General features: G+C 69.1%; 11 protein-coding genes and 4 pseudogenes. 7 read left to right on the forward strand and 8 right to left on the reverse strand.

Features of this window, described 5'->3' with window-relative positions; translation table 11 throughout:
• Positions 1-59: 59 nt before the first annotated feature.
• Both ACIBJC_RS18200 and ACIBJC_RS18205 read left to right on the forward strand, forming a co-directional pair.
• Positions 60-683 (forward strand): annotated as a pseudogene (locus ACIBJC_RS18200) (ADP-ribosyltransferase); the annotation flags it as partial.
• Between the two features lie 490 nt (positions 684-1,173).
• Positions 1,174-1,824: pseudogene (locus ACIBJC_RS18205) on the forward strand (putative adhesin).
• Positions 1,825-1,865: 41 nt separating this feature from the next.
• Here the strand turns inward: ACIBJC_RS18205 and ACIBJC_RS18210 are convergent.
• Positions 1,866-2,164 (reverse strand): annotated as a pseudogene (locus ACIBJC_RS18210) (ISL3 family transposase); the annotation flags it as partial.
• Here ACIBJC_RS18210 and ACIBJC_RS18215 point away from each other — a divergent pair.
• Positions 2,130-2,720 (forward strand): annotated as a pseudogene (locus ACIBJC_RS18215) (SulP family inorganic anion transporter); the annotation flags it as partial. The pseudogenes ACIBJC_RS18210 and ACIBJC_RS18215 sit on opposite strands and share 35 nt — an antisense overlap.
• Positions 2,721-2,881: 161 nt before the next feature.
• Here the strand turns inward: ACIBJC_RS18215 and ACIBJC_RS18220 are convergent.
• From ACIBJC_RS18220 to ACIBJC_RS18245, 6 genes are all read right to left on the reverse strand, one after another.
• Positions 2,882-3,337 (reverse strand): DUF3093 domain-containing protein, encoded by a 456-nt coding sequence (locus ACIBJC_RS18220; protein WP_399293141.1) that lies wholly within the window; start codon positions 3,335-3,337, stop codon positions 2,882-2,884.
• 38 nt (positions 3,338-3,375) lie between these two features.
• Positions 3,376-3,948 carry a carbonic anhydrase gene (locus ACIBJC_RS18225; protein WP_399293143.1) on the reverse strand — a complete coding sequence of 191 codons (573 nt, stop codon included), beginning with the start codon at positions 3,946-3,948 and terminating at the stop codon, positions 3,376-3,378.
• 32 nt (positions 3,949-3,980) lie between these two features.
• Positions 3,981-4,637: a DsbA family protein gene (locus ACIBJC_RS18230; protein WP_399293145.1), complete on the reverse strand. Its 657-nt coding sequence runs from the start codon at positions 4,635-4,637 to the stop codon at positions 3,981-3,983.
• On the reverse strand, positions 4,634-6,742 hold the full coding sequence (locus tag ACIBJC_RS18235) for a cytochrome c oxidase assembly protein (RefSeq protein WP_399293147.1): 2,109 nt from the start codon (positions 6,740-6,742) through the stop codon (positions 4,634-4,636). Before ACIBJC_RS18235 ends, ACIBJC_RS18230 begins: the two co-directional genes overlap by 4 nt.
• Positions 6,732-7,331 (reverse strand): copper resistance protein CopC, encoded by a 600-nt coding sequence (locus tag ACIBJC_RS18240; protein ID WP_399293149.1) that lies wholly within the window; start codon positions 7,329-7,331, stop codon positions 6,732-6,734. The genes ACIBJC_RS18235 and ACIBJC_RS18240 overlap by 11 nt, the downstream gene beginning before the upstream one ends.
• A gap of 85 nt (positions 7,332-7,416) precedes the next feature.
• Entirely contained in the window at positions 7,417-8,085 is a 669-nt protein-coding gene (locus tag ACIBJC_RS18245; RefSeq protein WP_399293151.1) for a hypothetical protein, read from the reverse strand.
• Between the two features lie 259 nt (positions 8,086-8,344).
• On the opposite strand from ACIBJC_RS18245, the gene ACIBJC_RS18250 reads away from it, so the two are divergent.
• Genes ACIBJC_RS18250 through ACIBJC_RS18260 form a run of 3 tightly spaced genes read left to right on the forward strand, consistent with a single transcriptional unit; the run spans position 8,345 to position 10,037 of the window.
• A complete protein-coding gene (locus ACIBJC_RS18250) occupies positions 8,345-8,680 on the forward strand; it encodes an ArsR/SmtB family transcription factor (protein WP_399293153.1) in 336 nt (111 codons plus the stop codon).
• The gene (locus ACIBJC_RS18255) at positions 8,680-9,408 is read left to right on the forward strand and encodes a cation transporter (RefSeq protein ID WP_399293156.1); all 729 of its coding nucleotides are present in this window, start codon (positions 8,680-8,682) and stop codon (positions 9,406-9,408) included. Before ACIBJC_RS18250 ends, ACIBJC_RS18255 begins: the two co-directional genes overlap by 1 nt.
• On the forward strand, positions 9,405-10,037 hold the full coding sequence (locus ACIBJC_RS18260) for a methyltransferase family protein (RefSeq protein ID WP_399293158.1): 633 nt from the start codon (positions 9,405-9,407) through the stop codon (positions 10,035-10,037). Before ACIBJC_RS18255 ends, ACIBJC_RS18260 begins: the two co-directional genes overlap by 4 nt.
• 381 nt (positions 10,038-10,418) lie before the next feature.
• Here ACIBJC_RS18260 and ACIBJC_RS18265 read toward each other — a convergent pair whose 3' ends face one another.
• Positions 10,419-10,589 carry a transposase gene (locus ACIBJC_RS18265; RefSeq protein ID WP_399293160.1) on the reverse strand — a complete coding sequence of 57 codons (171 nt, stop codon included), beginning with the start codon at positions 10,587-10,589 and terminating at the stop codon, positions 10,419-10,421.
• Positions 10,590-10,880: 291 nt separating this feature from the next.
• Here ACIBJC_RS18265 and ACIBJC_RS18270 point away from each other — a divergent pair.
• A partial coding sequence (locus tag ACIBJC_RS18270; RefSeq protein WP_399293162.1) for an amino acid adenylation domain-containing protein occupies positions 10,881-20,543 on the forward strand: 9,663 nt, incomplete at its 3' end.

Raw genomic sequence — 20,543 nt, forward strand, 5'->3', positions numbered from 1 at the left:
CGCCCACGCAAGGGTGACGTTGCCCCTCCGGGCGTCACCGGGCCGCGATGGTGGTCATCATGATGATCACTCGCCTGCGGCGCCGGAGCGCCGTACTCGCCCTTGCCGTCTCCGCCGTTCTCCTTCCCGCCACCACCAGCACGACCTCCGCCCAGGCCTCCACCACGACACCCCAGGCCACCACGGCCGTCCGGGCCTCGGCGCCCGGCTCGTGCCCCACCGTCGAGGACCGCCTCTACGCCGCCCCCGACCGGCGCGTCGACATCAACCGGATCACTCCCGCCCCCTCGTGGCGCGCCAACTGCTCCCAGCTCTACCGCACCGACGGCCGCGGCCCCGAGATCGTCTTCGAGGAGGGCTTCCACGCCAAGGCCCCCCTCGACGGCCAGTACGACATCGAGAAGTACGTCCTGGTCAACCAGCCCTCCCCCTACGTCTCCACCAGCTACAACCACGATCTGTACAAGTCCTGGAAGAACGGCTGGAACTACTACATCGACGCACCCGGCGGGGTGGATGTGAACAAGACCATCGGCGACACCCACAAGTACGCCGACCAGGTCGAGGTCGCCTTCCCCGGCGGGGTCGCCCGGCAGTTCATCGTCGGCGTCTGCCCGGTGGACAAGGCGAAAAAGACCGAGATCATGAACGACTGCCGGGACAACCCGCACTACGTGCCGTGGCGCGCCGGGTACCGGGCCCCGAGCGTGGAGCAGCCCCGGCAGCCGCTGACCGCCGCACCCAGGCCCGGCCCCGAGACGGCCCCGGCCCCCCTTGCCGTACCGGCCCCGCAGCCCGCCGCCGTACCGGCTCTCGCGGGTTCCAGGTAGCCGAGACGAGTCCGCCCGACCGGTCTTGACGGGCCGGAGACGGTAGCGTGGCCCCCGGGTGGCGGCTGAGCCGACCATGAAGACGTTGTCAGAGGGGTATGCGTCGTTGCCTCCGGGGTGTGCGCGCAGCCCGGAACAATGTTCCCGCCGGGTCCCGATCATGTGGCGGTTCAAGCCTGACGGGCTGAGAGCGACTTACGGAGTGGGCGTGTTCCAGTACGGCAAACGGCAAGGTGAACCCACTGCTCCGGGGAGCCGGCCAAGTCAGCCGCGTCAGGCCGAATCAGCGCAACAGCGCCTGCGGTTCCTGCAGAGCAGCATCGGGAATGCCGCATTCAGCAGCATGATCGAGCAACCCCACCCGGTGGTACAGCGGGCCGGGATCAACGACCCGGCAGGGAAATGGCATGCACATCAGACCCCTGGGCGAGCCGACGGAAGTACGGTCCTCGGCGGCCATGGAAACCACGAAGAATCCAAAGGCGCCGGCACCATCACCGTTCCCGACGGAACGACCGTGCACTTCTACACCCCCCATCACCTTCCCCTCAGCGACGAGCTGGGCGGGTAGATCGAGCGAGGCGAGGTAGGCCCGTCCACAGCCCTGGGCTCGGGCCGGGGCCAGGGCAACGATCGGGACGCCACGCTGGACGAGGAGACCAACCGCCGGGAGCCCACGATTCCGCCCGAGAACGCCAAGGGGACCTACGGCCCGGGCGACACGATGCCCGACTACACCCTGTATCACCCGAAGGGCCTGCAAATCCACGGGAATCCGGTCCAGTTGCGTCGCCGCAAGGGCCCCTATGACTTTCGCGGCACGTACGTCGTCGGACTCCGCAATCAGGGCCCTGCGATCATCAGCGAGCTCCAGGAGCTGGGCATCGTCGCACCTGGCAGGACCGTGACGGTCGAGGAATCGGTCCGGCTGTCGAAACTCCTCCAGCCCGGCATGGGGACAGTGCACTTCGCGGCCTGCCGTACCGCGATCTGATCGGCCTTCGCCGCGCCGGCCCGCTCGTGCCGCAGAGGTGACAGGGGCGCGTCCAGCACTGTGGCCCAGCAACTGCTGTGTGCCTTCACCTCGCTCAGGGCGGCTTCGCGCACGTTGTGCCACAGATGCCACCGGTGCCACCGGTCGCTGACCTGCTTCGCTTCGGGCAGGCGCGGCGGATCGCGACGTCGATCCGTTCACAGGTCTCGGCGTCGATCACCACGGTGGCACAGCGGTGACGCCGGCGTAGGGCGAAGCCGTCGACGCCGATCACGCGGGGCACCTGCGGGGCGGACATCGCGCCCGGCCTGCCGATGACCGCGGTGATCGTGCGCAGCGCCGCCAACGTCCAGGCCGGAGCACGCACCAAGCTCTCGCGCGTCCTGCACGGTGTGTGGCTGCTGCTGTTCGCCGCGCTTCTGCCCGGAGCGCTGGGCGTGATTCCGACCGCCGCACTCGCGGGCGTACTCGTCCACGCGGGCTTCAAGCTGCTGCCCGTACGCGAGTTCGTCCCGCTCTGGCGCGAGCACCGGGGTGAGGCGCTGGTCCTGGCGGTCACCGCGGTGGCCATCCTGGTCACCAACATGTTCGAGGGCGTTCTCATCGGGCTGCTGCTCGCGATCGTCAAGCTCGCCTGGGACACCTCGCACGTCCAGGTCGACGTCAGCGATCAGGGCACGGGCCCGGTGAAGGTCCGCATCTCCGGCAACGCGACGTTTCTGCGCCTGCCGCGCATTCTCGACGCTCTGGAAGCCCTGCCGGCCGATCGCCCCGTCGAACTCGGCCTGTCAGGTCTGCGGCATCTCGACCACGCCTGCATGAGCGCCCTGCAGAACTGGACCGATCAGCACAACGCACCCGTCGCCCGGCACGAGCGCCACGGGGCCTCGGCCTGAACCAGGACCTGTGGGGCGGCGTCCGTACCGCCCCACAGGTCCTGACCTCCGATCGTCAGCCGCAGCCGGCCGCTTCACACGGCTGGTCGTCACCTCCCACAGGCCGCGATGGCTGCGACGGGCCATAGCTCCGTCGCGTACCGGAGTCCGCCCATTCGAGGTCAGTCGCGAGTGCCGATGGCCTTGGCCAGGCGCTCGGGCGCGCGGGTGGACAGGTAGAGGTACGGCGTGGGGTCCTCGGGGTCGAGGTTCTCGATGCGTACGGCCGTCGTGATGTAACTGCGCATGACCATGAAGGCCCGCAGATCCGCCTTGTACGTACGCCAGGCCCGAGCGTCCTCGCCGGTGAGTACCTGTGCCTCACCCAGGGCGGCGAGGGGGACGCGGGCGTCGTCGACGACCAGCAGGTCGCGGGTGACCCTGATGCGTACCGATCCCTGCTTGCTGACGAAGAGCCCGGCCAGGCCGGCCCCGGCCATCAGGCCGAGAAACGCGGCGATACCTCCGTACGGGAGGAAGACCAGTGCGACGGCCAGGCCGAAGAGAGCGGCGATGCCCCACCAGGTGTTCGGCGCCGTCAGTCGTTCGTCGTAGATGGGTGCCTTGCTGCTGGTCACGGTGCTCACCTTGTCGTATGCGTCGGAAGAGTGGCTGCTCATAGCGGGAGGAAGGCGTTGGCTCGCGGGCGATGTTCGAGGGTGGCGCCGGACTCGATCTCGTAGAACCAGCCGTGCAGCCGCAGCGAGCGGTCGACCAGGCGGGGGGCGATCGACGGGTAGTCGCTGAGCACGTCCAACTGGGTCAGTACGTGGCAGTGGCCTGCGGCGGTGAGGTCACCGGTCATCGGGGCCGTCGAACCGACGGGAGAGGGAGCGCCGTCTGCGTCTTCCGCCGTGCCGGTTCTTATATCGGTTTCGACGAGGCCGCAGTGGGAGTGGCCGCACACGATGATGTCGGTCACCTTCAGTTCCTCCACGGCGTGGTCGATCGTCCGGGACTCTCCGGCCGGCTCGTGGGGAGTGAAGCGCGGGATGACGGCGCCGTAGGTCCGCAGTTCGAAGAGGTCTCCCGGCCGGGCACCGGTGATCAGCGCGGGTACGATCCGGGAGTCCGAGCAGGTGATGAACATCGCGCGGGGATTGTCGCCGTCCGCGAGGGAGCCGAGGTCCAGGCTGTGTGCCGCGGCGCGCGCGGGGAATACGCCGGCCTGGTCGATGAGGTACTGCATGGGGGCGCGTTCTCCTTGGGGTACAGGTGCGGTCACGGTCGGGACAGCCGGTCCTTGATGAGCGCTTCGAACTCCTCCTTGGAAGCCGGGGAGACACGTTCGCCGTCGAGGAAGAAGGCCGGTGTGCCCTGCACGCCCAGGCCCAGCCCGTCGCGCTGGTCCACCCGCACCCGTGCGGTCGTTGCCGGATCCTTCAGCGCCGCGTCGAATTGCCCCATGTCCAGACCGAGTTGCTCGGCGTAGTCGCGGAAGACGGTTTCCTTCGATTCTTTGGCTTCGCCCCACTGGGCCTGGGTGGTGAAGAGCTTGCTGTACATCTGCTCGAACTTGCCCTGCTGGGCTGCCGCTTCCACGGTGCGGGCGGCGAGTTCGCCGTTACGGTGGCCGGGCATCGGGAAGTAACGGGCGACGAAGGTGACGCGGTCCTGGTACTTCTCGCGGAGTTCTTCCACGACCGGGTACACGGCCCCGCACGCCTCGCATTCGAAGTCCAGGAACTCCACGACGGTCAGTTCGGAGCGTTCGGGCCGGGTGAGGCGATGGCTCGACTCACGCACGTGCAGGGCCTCGACGGCTGGCTCGGCGTCCACGGAGCCGCGCGGCTCGTCGGGGGAGAACAGCAGGAAGGAACCGAGGGCGGCGGCGAAGGCGGCCACCATCACCATGGCGATGTACAGGTGCTTCTTCACGATTCCTCGGTCTGTCGGGTGGCGGCGGCGGACGTGGGGGGCGGGGCGGGGACGACCGGTTCGTGGGCGGCGCTGTTCGCCCCGGGAGCCGGCGGTGCCGGTGGGCCCGGACGGCGGTCGCGGGCGTGCAGGCTCGCCAGGTAGGCGTTGTAGGCCGCCAGCGGGTCGTTCCCGTCACCACGGTCGATCTGGCGATCGACGCGGCGGGCCTCCCGTGCGTCCGAGCGGATCCATTGGGCGGCCAGGATGAGGGTGGTGATCAGTACGGGTATGTCGCCGGTGGCCCAGGCGATGGCTCCGGCGTTGTACTGGTCGTCCAGCGGAAACTCGACCCAGGGGCGGCTCAGGGAGTTCCACCAGCCGGCGCCGATCAGGTCGGACGAGCTCATCAGGGAGATGCTGAACCAGGAGTGGAACGGCATCGTCAGGATGAGGACGAACAGCCTGCCCAGATGGGGCGGGCGGCGCGGACCCGGGTCGACGCCGATGATGACCCAGAAGAACAGCAGTCCCACGGCGAGGAAGTGCCCGAGCATCACCAGGTGACCGAGATGGCTGCTCATCAGGGTCTCGAAGAGGGACGAGTAGTAGACGGCGAAGGCGCTGCCGATGAACAGCACGCTCGCCACCACCGGGTGCGAGACGACCTTCACGTAGCGGCTGTGCAGCAGCTTCAGCAACAGCTCCCTGGGCCCGGTCGGGCCGCCCTTGGGCGCTGACGGCAGTGCGCGCAGGGCGAGGGTGGCCGGGGCGCCGAGAACGAGCAGGATCGGCACCGTCATGGCGAGGATCATGTGCTGGCCCATGTGCACGCTGAACAGCACCTTGCCGTAGACGGCCAGCCCGCTCATGGTGGCCAGGACCGTGACCGCGAGCCCCAGCAGCCAGGAGACCGTCCGGCCGGCTGGCCACGTGTCTCCCCTCCTGCGCAAGGTGCGTACCCCTGCCAGATAGAGAAGCGCGGCAGCGGCCGTTCCGAAGGCGAAGAGCGGGTCGAAGCGCCACTGGGTGAACAGCGGCGTCCAGGGGAAGTCACCGAGAGGCGGCGGCATGGGGAAGCCCAGCATTTCCTCGGCGGGCGACAGCGCGGCCTCGCCCGTCCCGGGCGCGGGGGTACGGGACAGCCCGACCGCGAGCCCCACGGCCGCCGCCATGACCAGCAGCTCACCGGCCGCAAGTCCGACGAAGGCACTTCTCCCACCGGTCCACAGCCCTGGCATGGTGCGTCTCCGGTGCCAGTGGCCGATCCCCGCGAGCAGGGCGAGTGCCGCTGCCTTGGCGAGGACCAGCAGGCCGTACCGGCTGGTGAACACCTCCGCCGGTGCGGGCAGCCGGACCGCCGCATTGACGATCCCGCTCGCGCCGACCGCGAGCAGCGACCATCCGGCGAGCGGACTGAAACGCCGAACGGCCTCACCGGTGCCCTCCTCCTGGCGGGCGGCCACGACCAGGAGGAAGAGCAGCCCGCCCACCCAAACCGTCACGCCGACCAGGTGCAGGCAGAGGCTGACGACCGCGGAGTCGTGGTTCGCGGCGGCCGAGGAGTGACCGGTGAACGCGGGCGGCAGCACCCCCAGCAACGCCACCGCGAGCGCGCAGCGGGCCCAGCGTGCGGTGCCGATTCCCAGGCAAAAGGTCCCGAGCAGGAGGCCGACGGCCACCGTGATGGCGTAAGAGCGCCCTTGGGCGTCGTTGAGGATGAAGTCCGCCACCACGGCGGGGGACAGAATCTCGCCGACGGGCTGGGCGAACAGATCGGACAGGGTGAGAACCATCGTGGCGGCCGACGCCCCGGCCCATGCCAAGGAAGCGCATGCGGCCCACAGCAGATAGCGCAGTTGCGTTCCGCTCAGCCGCCGCCCGCCCGGCAGCAGCACCGCCACCAGCACCAGGGCACCGACCGTCGCGACGGCCGCCGCGTCGGCGACCGTACGGGCCACGGGCAGGCCCCAGGCGGTCACCGGACCGGCGTCCGGGATCCCAGGAATCCGTACGGTCACCCCGCCCCCGGCAAGGACAGTGACCAGGGTGACGGCGACGGCCGTGCCCGCTGCGGAGGTGAGAAGGAGAGACAGACGTGCCGTGGACGTGCCGTCAGCCGCCATGACCGGCCCGCTTCCGGTGGGCGACGTACGCGCCGACTCCGGCGCCGACCACGACCAGCGCCCCGACGCCGGCCGTTACAGGGGTGTTCGTACTGGAGCGCGTTCCGCCGGAACTGGAGGCGGCGGTTGTCGAGGGGGATGGAGTGACGGGCGTTTCGGCGGCGGAGGCCGAGGCGGTGGGGGTGCCCGCGGTCTTGACGGTGAAAGTGTACGAACCGGAGACGGGGTGCCCGTCGGCGGAGACAACGCGGTAACCGACCGTATAACGCCCGTCCGGGGCGCCGGGCCTCAGCGCGAGCGAGACGACCTGCCCCGCGACTTGTGGCGTGCCGGACGCGCCGACGTCCGATGTGGTGCCTGATGCGGTGACGACGAGCTTGGCGTACTTCTGCGTCATCTCGTCACTGAAGGTCAGCGTGACGCGTTCGGGTGGCCGGCCCAGTGTGGCGGCATTGCCCGGACTGCTGGAGACCAGCTCGGTGTGGGCGGCCGACTGCGGAGCGGAGACGGCGAGCGCACCTGCCGCGACCACGGGTACGCCGATGGTGCGTACGGCCACGCGGGCAGCACGCCGGTTGATGACGGGCATGTATGGGGACTCTCTGTGTCCCCCGGCGGCCACGCCGCCGGGACGATAGGACCCGGCGAGCCGAGCGGGTCCACCGTCGTACCCGTCAGGGCAGGCAGGGACCGCCGATCGGTGTCGGCCGGTGAAGGGCGAACGGAGCGAGCCCACGGGGCGGAGGAGCTCTGCCCGGGTTCAGCCGCGGCAGTACGGCCGACTTCAGGGGTGAGGTGCTTTCCCGGATTTCGAGTTCCGGGCCCTGCCGGTGGGTGGCGCTCACCGGCGGCCAGATGAACAGCAGCAGGTGTCCCACGGCCAGCAGCAACGGCCTGCTCTGCCACAGCAGCCGTTCTGTGAACCCAAGAAGCCGGGCACCGATGGCCAGCGTCACCAGATGTCCGGCCAGCAGCACACCGGCGGGTGGTCCGGCGACCGCGCCGTGCTCGACGGCGGCGGGAAGACCGCCGGGGGGCGGGGCTCCTCCCGCTACCGCTCGGCAGGCGCCCGGCAGTGAGTACGCGGCGTGATAGGCCACTTGGGTGGCCGCGAGGACGCCGAACACCTGCGCGTCGGTCAACCGATGACGCGTCAGTGCTACCGCGCCGGGGATGGCCACGGCGGCGATCCCCACCACGATGACTACACGGGGCGCGTGCCCCTGCGACAGGGCGTGTCCGGCCAGCGGCAGCAGCACACACAACACCGCGAGCACCGACGCACGCAGCCCGCGCAACACCCCGGTCGCCGGGGAGGCGGGTCGTACCGGACCGAGTTGCATGTGTCGCGAGCCTTTGGAGACGTACGTCCTTGGGACGGACGGAACAGGAAATGAGGCGCGGAGTGCTTCCCCGCGCTCCCTGGAAGCGTATCCACCGACGCTCAAGCGGCTCAGCCACCCCACCGTTGCACAGGCACACGAGCCGCATGCCGGACATATGGCCTCGGAGTGGACCGAGCGCGGGTGCTGCGGACCGCATCGTCTCAAGGCGTGACGATACATGGTTTCCTGAATTCAAGATTTTGTGTACCGTCGGGACGTGCTGTCCGTCGCATCTGACATCGACGCGCTGGCCCGATTCGGCCGCGCGCTCGCCGACCCGATCCGTTGCCGGATCCTGCTCGCCCTCCGGGAGGCGTCGGCCCATCCGGCCGACCTTGCCGACGCGTTGGGAATCTCCCGTACGCGACTGTCGAACCACCTCGCCTGCCTGCGCGACTGCGGGCTCGTCGTGACCGTGCCCGAGGGGCGCCGGGTGCGGTACGAACTGGCCGACGCCCGCCTGGGCCATGCCCTGGACGACCTGCGCGGCGCCGTCCTTGCCGTGGAGGCCGACCGCACCTGCCCGGACGCGGACGACAAGGACTGCTGCTGATGACCGTGCCTCTTTCCGTGTCCCCGGCGCCTGAGCGACGGGCCGCGCTGACCCGCCGCATACGTCTGCTGGTCGCCGCGACCATCACCTACAACGTCATCGAGGCGATCGTCGCGATCACCGCGGGGACCGCCGCCTCCTCCACCGCCCTGATCGGCTTCGGCCTGGACTCGGTGATCGAGGTCTCCTCCGCCGCCGCCGTCGCCTGGCAGTTCTCCGCCGCCGACCACGCCGTGCAGGAAGCCCGGGAGAAGGCCGCGCTGCGCGTCATCGCCGTCTCCTTCTTCGCGCTTGCCGCGTACGTCGCTGTGGACTCTGTACGCGCACTGACCGGCACGAGTGAGGCGGAGCACTCGACGACAGGCATCGTCCTGGCCGCTCTGTCTCTCGCGATCATGCCGTTCCTGTCGGCGGCCCAGCGCCGAGCGGGCCGCGAACTGGGCTCGGCCTCGGCCGTCGCGGACTCCAAGCAGACACTGCTGTGCACATATCTCTCGGCTGTACTGCTGGCCGGTCTGCTCGCCAACTCTCTGTTCGGCTGGTCCTGGGCCGACCCGATCGCCGCCCTGGTGATCGCCGCGGTCGCCGTCAAGGAGGGCCGGGAGGCTTGGCGAGGCGACAACTGCTGTGCGGTGCCCGCCGTTGGCGTCACGCGAGCTGAGCGGGACGGGTGCGGGTGTGGCCCCGGCTGTGCCTGCTCCAGCTCAGCCGAGGAGGCGGGCCGGTGAGCGGCTGGGCCTGGACCGCGCTTGCCCTGTACCTGGTGTGGCTCACGGCGGCCTTCGGCTGGCGATCAGTCCTCCAGCGTCGCCGCACGGGCGACACGGGTTTCCGTGGACTGTCAGGCAGGCCCGGCTCGGCGTCCTGGTGGGCCGGAGTCCTCTTCCTGACAGCGCTGCTCGGTGCCGCGCTGGCTCCCGCCGCTACCTTGGCGGGCCTGCCGGTCTTCATCGACGGGGCGACCGCACCGCACGCGGCGGGAGTGGCCGTCACCGTCGTGGGCATCGGGGCGACGCTGGCCGCGCAGACGGCTATGGGATCCTCCTGGCGGGTGGGGGTCGACCGGCACGACCGCACCGCGTTGGTCACCGGCGGCCCTTTCGCGTACGTACGGAACCCGATCTTCACCGCGATGGCCGTCACGGGTGCCGGACTGACGCTGACCGTCCCCAACGTCCTCGCACTCGCCGCGTTCGTGGCTCTCGTCGTCGCCATCGAACTGCAGGTCCGGGTCATCGAAGAGCCCTACCTCCGACAGACGCACGGCCCGGCCTACCTCGAATACAGCGCCCGCGCGGGACGGTTCGTCCCCGGCATCGGCCGGCACCCGGCCCGCGCCGCCGACCCCGGAGACTGACGCCTCAGCAGGTCGCTCCTCGTAGCGGCCGTCAGTTCTGTGGTGGTTCCGGTGGGTCCGGAGGTGGCGGAGAACCACCTTCGGTACCGGCCCTACGGCGACCGGTACTAGGGCGTGTGTGACGGTGACCTCCCGCAGCAGGCCGCAGGTGTCGGTCAGGGGGTGGCGCTTGGGGCCGTCCCTCCCTTTCGCGCCGTCGTAGCCGCGGCTGTCGCCGGCGACGGTGTCCGCGCCGTCGACTGACAGGGCGTCGATGATCCCGGCACTCGGCTCGGGGGACCGTCCCTGCTGCTGTCGCTCGATGCGCCGCAGTCGCTGGTACAGCTCGCGCACGTAACCGTGGCGACACCACCGCCGGAAGAAGTCGTATACCGCCAGCCATCAGGGAAAATCAGCGGGGACAGCACGCCACTTCGCGCCGTTGTCGACGACGTGGCGCAGCGCGTCGACCATTTCCCGGTGGCAGAACGCTTCCGGGCGGCCGCCCCGGCCCTCCAGCCAGGCCGGGACCGGCGTCGACGCATGGATCTGAGCCCGTTCCGCGTCGGTCATATCGGTGGGACGGCTCAGAACGCGCGGTCCCGCATTGAGCGGCCCCGCACCGGTGCACGTAACAGTCATGCGAGGGACCGAAGTGGACGCAACAGCGCCCCCAGTGGTCAACTGGCCTGGCAGCGGGTCTCCTTGGACGAGTTGGGTCTCACCGACCACGTCTCTACCGAGGGACCCGCTCTTTCACACCCGCCCCCCACCACTGGCACTTGCGTGCGAGACATCACCTACACCGCAGTAGCCGAACGCCCCTCGCTTCGCCGCCACGCTCTGACTCGCAGGAGGGTCAATATGGATACCGCGAACTCGATTCCGTGGGTTTTGTCGGGCCGCTCGGAGACCGCTTTGCGGCAGCAGGCCGCCCAGTTGGCCGGGTATGTCGAAGCACGGCCTGACCTGTCCATCAGCGATGTGGCTTTCTCCCTCGCGACCACGCGGGCGACGTTCCCTCATCGCGGTGTTGTGCTCGGCGCCGGACGCCAGGAGCTGCTGGAGGGGCTCCATGCCTTGTCGGAGGGACGGTCCGCGGTGGGCCTGGTGACAGGGAAAGCGGTCCCTGGCGATGGCCCCGGTGCTCGCGGTGTGGTGTTCGTGTTTCCCGGCCACGGCACACAGTGGGCGGGGATGGCAGTCGAACTGCTGGAGACCTCGACGGTGTTCGCCGACTCGATGGCCGCCTGCGGGGCGGCGTTGGAACCGTTTTTCGACTGGCCGTTGCTGGATGTGGTGCGGGGCGACGCGGCCGCCACCCTGTTGGAGCGTACCGACGTCATCTCGCCGGTCGTGTGGGCGGTCACGGTGTCCTTGGCGGCGGTATGGCGATCGTACGGCGTGGAACCCGCCGCCGTGGTCGGCCATTCGCAGGGAGAGGTGGCCGCGGCCTGCGTGGCCGGTGCGCTGTCCCTCGAGGACGGAGCGCGGATCGTGACCGCGGGTGCAACGGCGATCGTCGAGGGGCTCTCCGGTATCGGCGGGGTCGTGGCAGTGGGGCTCCCGGTCGAGGTCGTACGTGAAAGGCTGTCCCGTTGGGAGGGGCGGTTGTCCATCGCTGCTGTCAACGGCCCGGCGTTGACGGCCGTGTCCGGTAGCGAAGACGCTCTGTCCGAGCTCATGGCCGAGTGGGCCGGCTCCGCCTTTCTGGCGCCGGTCAAGTCCGACTTCCCCGCTCATTCCACGTTTGTGGAGCGGATCGAGGGGCGCACGAAATCCTTCCTGACGTCGATTCAGCCGCAGGCTTCCCGCGTCCCGTTCTACTCCACGGTGACGGGGCATCGGTTGGACACCGAGACGTGCGACCCGCACTATTGGTACAGCAATATGCGTGAAACCGTGAACTTTTATGGCGCGGTGAGTGAATTGCTCGCAGACGGATTCGATGCCTTCGTCGAGGCGAGTCCCCACCCGATCCTGATCGGGAATGTGCAGGAGGCTGCTCAGGCCGCAGGTGCTTCCGCGGCGGCAGTCGGCAGTCTTCGCCGGGGTGAAGGAAGCGCTGATCGGCTGCTGGTCTCAGTGGCCCAACTCTACGCTGCGGGCGTCGAGGTGGATTGGACTGCATTCTTCGACGGTGCCACCAGGGTGGAACTACCTGTCTCGGAAACGGATTCTGACCAGGGGCGTCAGCCGCATGTCCAGCAGAATCCTTCCGGCACACAGCGAGATGTCGACCTTGAGAAGCTCGTCCGGGACGAATGCGCGGCAGTTCTGGGGGTCGACGAGCTGGACGACGTCCAGCTCGACCGGACCTTCCTGGAGATCGGTCTTGATTCCGCGAAGCTCGTCGAGCTGGTGGGCCGGCTCAGTTCAGCGACCGGCTTGATGCTGACGAGCAGTACTCTTTTCGACTACCCGGGTCCGGCCCGACTCGCTGATTTTCTGCTTTCGGAGATGTCCGGGACGACCGGTACCGCCGATGCCCGACCGACGCCGATCGGCGCCGCGGAGGACGAGCCCATCGCGATCATCGGCATCGCTTGTCGATTTCCAGGCGGTGTCGACTCGCCGGAAGGCCTGTGGGACCTCGTCCGCGAGGGCACGGACGCGATATCGACGATGCCGACCGACCGCGGGTGGAGCGCGGAGGTGCTTTCCACGGGGCGCGGCGGAGGCTTCATGGAGGAAGCGGCCGAGTTCGACGCCGGCTTCTTCGGGATCTCCCCGCGTGAGGCTCTCGCGATGGACCCGCAACAGCGGCTGGTGCTGGAAGCGGCCTGGGAAGCGGTGGAGGACGCCGGGATCGTGCCCTCGTCGCTGAGCGGCAGCCACACCGGTGTCTTCCTGGGGGCGATACCTCAGGACTACGGACCCCGGGCGCACGAGGCGCCCGGCGACTCCGAGGGCTACACCTTGACCGGGACGACGCCGAGCGTGCTGTCCGGTCGTGTGTCGTACGTCCTGGGTCTGCAGGGACCGGCGTTGACGGTGGACACAGCGTGCTCGTCGTCCTTGGTGGCCTTGCATCTGGCCTGTCGGGCGGTGCGGTCCGGGGAGTGTTCGATGGCGCTGACCGGCGGTGTCACGGTCATGGCCACGCCGGGAGTCTTCGTCGAGTTGGGCAAACGCCAGGGGCTGTCGGCGGACGGGCGGTGCAGGTCGTTCGCCGAGGCCGCGAGTGGTACGGGGTGGGCCGAGGGCGTGGGCGTGCTGCTGGTGGAACGGCTCTCGGACGCGCGACGGCTCGGGCATGAGGTGCTGGCGGTGGTCAGGGGCACCGCGGTGAATCAGGACGGTGCGTCCAACGGCCTGACCGCGCCGAACGGTCTGGCGCAGCAGCGGGTGATTCGGCAGGCGCTGGCGAATGCCGGCCTGTCCGCGTCGGAGGTCGACGTGGTGGAAGCGCACGGCACGGGTACCCCGCTGGGTGACCCGATCGAGGCCCAGGCGTTGTTGGCGACGTATGGCCGGGCCCGAGTTGCCGACAGCCCGTTGTGGCTGGGCTCGCTGAAATCGAATATCGGGCATACGCAGGCCGCTGCGGGCGTGGGCGGCGTGATCAAGATGGTCCTGGCGATGCGCCACGGCCTGCTGCCGAAGACGCTGCACGTGGATCAGCCGTCGACGAAGATCAATTGGTCGGACGGCACGGTGCGACTGCTGACGGAGCCGCGGGAGTGGCCGGACAGTGGGCATCCGCGCCGGGCCGGTGTCTCTTCGTTCGGCATCAGCGGTACCAATGCGCATGTCGTCCTCGAGCAGGTCCCGGCGGTCGAGCGGGACACCACCGCAGGTGACACCGATCCTGATCCGCGGCACCAGGCGGATGGTGGGACGTCGTTGCCGGTGGTCGTATCGGGGCCGACGGCGGCGGCGCTGGCCGGGCAGGCGGGACGGCTCGCGTCGTTCCTGGAGTCCGGTAGGGCCGCCGCGGGGCCGGATCTGGGTGAAGTGGCGCGCTCCTTGATGAGCAGCCGCACTCTGTGGGAACACCGGGCTCTGATAGTCGCCGACGACACCGCGGGAGCGGTGGAGGGGCTGCGGGCGTTGGCAGCGGGGCAGCCGGCGCCGGGTGTGGTGACGGGTGTCGCGGGTTCGGGCCCGGTGGGCAGGACGGTGTTCGTGTTCCCCGGTCAGGGCACGCAGTGGGCCGGGATGGGACAGCGGCTGTGCGAGACCGAACCGGTGTTCGCCGCACGGATGGCCGAGTGTGAGCATGCGCTCGCGCCCTATGTGGACTGGTCCTTGTCCGAGGTGGTCGGCCAGGTCGAGGGCGCACCGACCTTGGACCGGGTCGATGTGGTCCAGCCGGTGACATTCGCCGTGATGGTGTCATTGGCGGCTTTGTGGCAGTCCTGTGGTGTGCGACCGGATGCGGTGATCGGGCATTCCCAGGGAGAGATCGCTGCGGCGTGTGTGGCGGGCGCGTTGTCGCTGCCCGACGCCGCACGCGTGGTGGCCCTGCGTGCTCGGACGATCGCGAGCGAGCTGGCCGGGCACGGCGGAATGCTGTCGGTGCCACTGCCCGAGGAACAGGTACGCGAAGACGGTCGGATCCGGGCGGACGGCACCGTCGAGGTGGCCGCGCTCAACGGCCCGGCCTCGGTGGTACTCGCGGGCGACCCCGACTCGCTGGCGGAGATCCAGGCCGAATATCAGGCGAGGGGTGTGCGCGCCCGGATGATCCCGGTCGACTACGCCTCCCACAGCGCACAGGTGGAGGCCGTCGAGGACCAGCTGGCCGGAATCCTGGACGGTGTCGCGTCCGAACTACCTGCCGTGCCCTGGTATTCCACCGTGGACGGTGGCTGGATCGCCCACCGGGTCGACAGCCGGTACTGGTATCGCAACCTGCGGCACATGGTCGGGTTCGCACCGGCGGCCCGGGACTTGGCAGAGCAGGGTTTTCGGGTGTTCGTCGAGATCAGTGCGCATCCGGTGCTGACCGCCGGCCTCCAGGACACCCTGGAGGACGTGGGGGTGACCGGTCTGGTGTGCGGAACGCTGCGCCGTGACCAGGGCGACTCCAGTCGGTTCGTGCACTCGCTGGCGGAGCTGTTCGTTCAGGGCGTCGAGGTGGATTGGACGCGTCTGCTGCCGGCGGGGGCGGGCCGGAGGGCGGCACTGCCGACCTATGCCTTCCAACGGCAGAAGTACTGGGTGCACCCCGAGGTGCGGGCGGATGTGTCGGGTGCGGGGCTGGAACGGGTGGAGCACTCGTTGCTGGGTGCCGTGGTGGAGGATCCGGAGTCCGGCGGGGCGGTGCTGACCGGACGGGTGTCGCTGGGTACACATCCCTGGCTGGCCGACCATGTGGTGGCCGGGGTGGTGCTGCTGTCGGGCGCGGCATTGGTGGAGTGGGCGATCACGGCCGGTGACCGGGTCGGGCTGACCGCGGTCGAGGAGTTGGTGATCGAGACGCCGCTGCGGCTGCCGGAGACGGGGTCGGTGCGGATCCAGGTCCGGGTGGGTGAACTCGATCGGACGGGGCGCCGCTCCCTCGGGATCCATTCGCGTTCCGACGGTGCGCAGGGGATCTGGACCCGTCACGCTTCGGGTTTCCTGGCCGCCGAGATCGGTTCCGCCGCGGTCGGCCACACGACGGATGTGTGGCCGCCTTCGGGTGCGTCGCCGGTCTCGGTCGAGGGTTTCTACGACACCCTGGCCGGGTGGGGTCATGAGTACGGCCCGGTGTTCCGGGGGCTGTGCGCCGCTTGGGTTCGTGGGGCCGAATGGTTCGCGGAGGTCGAGCTGCCCGCGCAGACCGAGACCGCCGGGTTCGCTTTCCACCCCGCCCTCCTCGAAGCCGCTCTGCACGCGGGTTGGCTCGGCGCCGGACCCGGTGCGGGCGTCCCGTCGGGTGACGACGGCGATACGGGTGCCGTGGTGCTGCCGCTGACCTGGAATCGGGTTGTGGTGCACGCCGTCGGGGCCAGACGGGTGCGGGTTCGGCTGGTGCCCGGTGCCGACGGGACGTCGGTGGAGTTGACCGACCCGATCGGCATGCCGGTGCTGTCGGTCGGCTCCGCGCTGAGCGGACCCGTCCCGGTCCGGCGGCTCGAGGACACCGGGGAGAGTCGCGGTGATCACCACGAGGGTGCGCTGTTCGGTATCGACTGGCTCGGTCTTCCTGCCGGAGGTCGCACCGGGCAGCCGTCGGTGGTTCCGGTTTCGGACGTGGGGGACCTCGCCGAGGCGGCTCAGACGGGTGAGGACGCGCAGTGGGTGCTGTTGTGCGTGGATTCGGGTCTGGCGGATGTGGGTGATCCGCAGCGGGCCCGATCGGCGATCAAGGTCACCTTGGCGGTGTTGCAGGCATTTCTCAGCGATTCCGTGTGGGCGTCCTCCCGGCTCGTGGTGGTCACTCGCGGAGGCGTCGTGGTCGGGGACCGCGACGAGGACATTCCGGTCGATCCGGTGGCCTCCGCGGTGTGGGGGCTGGTGCGTACCGCCCAGGTGGAGAACCCCGACCGGATCCTGCTCGCCGATCTGGATGTTCCGGTGCGGGCCGGTTCCGACAGGACACGGGCGTCGGTGGTCGAGGCGGTGTCGGGCGTACTGGGCCAGGTGTCGGTCGCCGAGGAGTCCCAGTTCGCCCTTCGTCGTGGGGTGGTGTGGGTGCCGCGGCTGGTCCGGTCCGGCCAGAGGGGGCCGACGCGGCCATTGGACACGGCAGGCACAGTACTGATCACGGGCGGGACGGGGGTGCTGGGCGCCGTGGTGGCGCGGCACATGGTGGCCGCGCACGGGGTTCGCAGCGTGGTACTGGCCTCGCGTCGTGGTGAGCACGCGCCGGCGGCGGCCGGACTGCGCAAGGAACTGGAGGGGCTGGGGGCGCGGGTACGCACAGTGGCCTGTGACGTCGCCGACCGTGAGCAGGTGCGGGCCCTGGTGGCGTACATCCCCGAGGAGGCGCCGCTCACCGCGGTGGTGCACACCGCGGGCGTCCTCGACGACGGTGTGATCGGCGCGCTGACTCCCGAGCGGTTCGACGCCGTGCTCCGCCCCAAGGCGGACGCGGCGGTGTACCTGGACGAGGAGACCCGGGGGCTGGATCTGGCCGCGTTCGTGCTGTTCTCCTCGGCTGCGGGGGTGCTGGGCAGCGGTGGGCAGGGCAATTACGCGGCGGCCAACGCGTTCCTCGACGGGCTGGCCATTCGGCGCAGGCGAGCCGGCCATGCGGCGGTCTCGCTGAACTGGGGGTACTGGGCCGAGGCCAGCGGCATGACCGGGCACCTGGGGCAGCGTGAGCTGGCCAGGATGAATCGCATGGGGATGCGGGCGCTGGACTCCGATCAGGGCATGCGTCTGCTGGATACCGCGATGGCCTCCTCCCGACCGGTGCTGATGGCGGCGGAGCTGGATACGGCGGCGTTGCGGGGGCAGGCCCGTGCCGGTGAGCTGCCTGCGATGCTGCGTGGCGTGGTGGGCAAGGTCCGTCGAACGGCGCACACCGCCGATACCGATACCGATGGTGCCTGGGTGGACAGGCTGGCGAGGCTGGATACCGCTACGCGGCTGTCGACCCTGACCGATCTGGTACGCGCCGAGGCCGCGGTCGTACTCGGTGCTGCCGACAGCAACCAGCCAGGGGTGTCGCAGGCGTTCAAGGAGGTCGGGTTCGACTCTCTGACGGCGGTGGAGTTGCGCAACCGGCTCACGGCAGCCATCGGGGTCGCGCTGCCCGCGACAACGATCTTCGACCACCCCACCCCCGACGCCGTGGCCCGTCACCTCCTCGACCAGCTCTACGGCGGCCCGTTGACGAGGCCGACGGCGAACCCCATGGAGCGTGCGGCGCAACGCGCTGAGCACCCGGCGTCGGAGGGGCAACGCCGGCTGTGGTTCCTGGAACATCTGAATCCTGGCACCCCCCGGTACAGCGTGGTGCTGAAACTCCGTACCACTCGCCCGCTGGATCACGCGCTGCTGAGCAGGGCGCTGGAACTGACCACGCGGCGGCATGAGGCGTTGCGCACCGGGTTCGTCGTCCGGGACGGCGACCTCGTCCAGGTCGTGCGTGAGGACGGCGCGGTTGCGGTGGTGTTCGAGGACCTCTCGGCGCTCGGCGAGGATCAGACCGAGGTGCTGGCCGAGCGGATCCGGCGTGAGGAACTGACCCCCCTCGACCTGGGCGGGCAAGCACTGTTGCGGTGCTTGGTGCTGGACACGTCGCCGGATGAGCAGCATGTGTGCTTCACCATGCACCACGCCATCACCGACGGCTGGTCCTGCGCGGTTTTCCTACGGGACTTCTTTGCCGCCTGTCGTGCGATCGGCGAGGGTACGGAGTTCGCCGAGGCCGAGGTCGACCGGCACCTGGGTGACTATGCCAGGTGGGAGCAGAACAGCCTGCGGGAAGGCCGTTTCGACGAGGCCCTCGGATTCTTCCGGTCGGAGCTCGATGGAGTACCCCGCCTCGAACTGCCACGACGAGAGGCGTCCGGCGAAGACACCGAGGGAGACGACGCCGTCTACTTCACCGTGCCGGCCTCGCTGTGGGGCGAGGTGGAGGCACTGGCAGCACGCCGGTCGATGACGCCGTACACAGTCCTTGTCAGCGCCTACGCGGTGCTGCTCGCCCGCTGTACGGACCAGTACGATTTCGCACTCGGCACGGTCTGGGCCAACCGTGAGCTGCCGATCGCCGATTCGGTGGGATTCTTCGCGAATACGTTGCCGTTGCGGTGCGATATGTCCGGCCTCGCTTCTTTCGGCCAGGTTCTGGAATCGATGGCACCGCGTGTCCGAGGTGTACTCCAGCACCAGAGCGTGCCGCTGACTGAGATAGTCCCGGCCGGGAGCGGTCGGCGTATCGGCACCGAGAATCCATTCTTCCGCGCCGCGTTCAACTACCTGAGTACAGGATTGCGTCTTGAGCATCACGGCGAGGACTTGGGGATGCAGTCGATCGCCGCGAGTTCATCCGGAAACGTCCGGGGAGCGGCCAAGTTCGAACTCGGGCTGACACTGCTCGCGGTCGAACCGGGCTCGGGCGGTGGACTGCAGGGGGAGCTTGAGTTCTCGTCCACCGTGCTGGATAGGGCGTCGGCGGAGCGAATGGCCGTAAATTTTCGGACGCTCCTGACCTCGATCGTGCGCGAGCCGGCCCGAAGGATCAGTGAGTTCGCGCTGGTCGGTGAGGACGAACTGGCCTGGCTCGAAGAACGAAACGGTGTGGTTGCACCGGTGGACCCGGCGACGGTTTCCGAATTGTTCGAGGCGCAGGTCGGGCGAAATCCCGGTGCGTCGGCTGTCATGTTCGAAGATGTCGAGCTTTCGTATGCAGAGCTGGAGACGGCGTCAAATCGATTGGCGAGGGTGCTGATCGAGTCCGGCGTGGGTCCGGAAAAGGTTGTGGCGCTGGTATTGCCGCGATCGAGCGAGATGGTGATCGCGGTGCTGGCCGTGTTCAAGGCCGGGGGTGCCTGTCTGCCGATCGACCCGCACTATCCGTCCGACCGGGTCGCGTTCATGATGGCCGACGCCGGCCCAATTGCCGCGGTCACTGTCCACGAATGGGCCGGCACACTGTCCGAGGCCATTCCGACAGTGGTGATGGATACCGCGGATATGATCGCCCGACTGCATGCACAGCCGGGTCGTACGGTCACCGATGCCGATCGGCTCGGTCCGTTGCACGTGTTGAATCCTGCGTATGTCATCTATACCTCCGGATCCACCGGTGTACCCAAGGGGGTGACGGTAGGCCATACCGGTCTGGTGAACCTGATGACAGCCCAGCTCGACAACCTGGCCGTCGGCGAAGGAAGCCGAGTGCTGCAGCTGGCTTCCCCGAGCTTCGACATGGCGTTCTGGGAATTCTGCACCGCATTTGTTTCAGGGGCGACACTGGTGGTCGTTCCCGATGATCGCCTGCTTGTGGGTGACGCGCTGTCCGCCTTCATCGTTGAACGCGGAATAACGCACGCGGTTATCACGCCGAGCCTTCTGGAGACGATGACGGCAGAAGACGTGCCCGGCCTCGGGTGTCTTGTCGTCGGAGGCGAAGCGTGTTCGGGTGAGCTCGCGGCGCGCTGGTCGCAGGGCAGGCGAATGGTCAATGCTTACGGTCCGACCGAGACGACGCTGTACGCCACCATAAGCTCGCCATTGACGGCGGAAGGCGACGTTCCGCCGATCGGTGGGCCGGTGTGGAATACGCGGGTGTATGTGTTGGACGGTGGTTTGCGTTTGGTGCCGGTGGGTGTGGCGGGTGAGTTGTATGTTTCCGGTGCTGGGTTGGCGCGGGGATATGTGGGGCGGCCGGGTCTGACGGCGTCGCGGTTCGTGGCTGATCCGTTCGGGGGTGCGGGTGAGCGGATGTACCGGACGGGGGATGTGGTGCGGTGGCGGTCGGACGGTCAACTGGAGTTCGTGGGGCGGTCGGACGGCCAGGTGAAGATCCGGGGTTTCCGGGTCGAGTTGGGTGAAGTCGAGTCGGTGCTGGCTCGGCATCCGGTGGTGGGGCGGGTTGTGGTGGTTGCCGGGGAGGGTTCTGCGGGGGATCGGCGGCTGGTT

Origin of the sequence: Streptomyces sp. NPDC050509 (genome assembly GCF_044457965.1) — a bacterium.
Lineage (GTDB): Bacteria > Actinomycetota > Actinomycetes > Streptomycetales > Streptomycetaceae > Streptomyces.

Bases quoted from the DNA above. Each gene is read 5' to 3' on its own strand.
- ACIBJC_RS18225 (WP_399293143.1), bottom strand. From the start codon at position 3,948: ATGCAGTACCTCATCGACCAGGCCGGCGTATTCCCCGCGCGCGCCGCG.
- ACIBJC_RS18235 (WP_399293147.1), bottom strand. From the start codon at position 6,742: ATGGCGGCTGACGGCACGTCCACGGCACGTCTGTCTCTCCTTCTCACC.
- ACIBJC_RS18240 (WP_399293149.1), bottom strand. From the start codon at position 7,331: ATGCCCGTCATCAACCGGCGTGCTGCCCGCGTGGCCGTACGCACCATC.
- ACIBJC_RS18245 (WP_399293151.1), bottom strand. From the start codon at position 8,085: ATGCAACTCGGTCCGGTACGACCCGCCTCCCCGGCGACCGGGGTGTTG.
- ACIBJC_RS18255 (WP_399293156.1), top strand. From the start codon at position 8,680: ATGACCGTGCCTCTTTCCGTGTCCCCGGCGCCTGAGCGACGGGCCGCG.
- ACIBJC_RS18265 (WP_399293160.1), bottom strand. From the start codon at position 10,589: ATGACCGACGCGGAACGGGCTCAGATCCATGCGTCGACGCCGGTCCCG.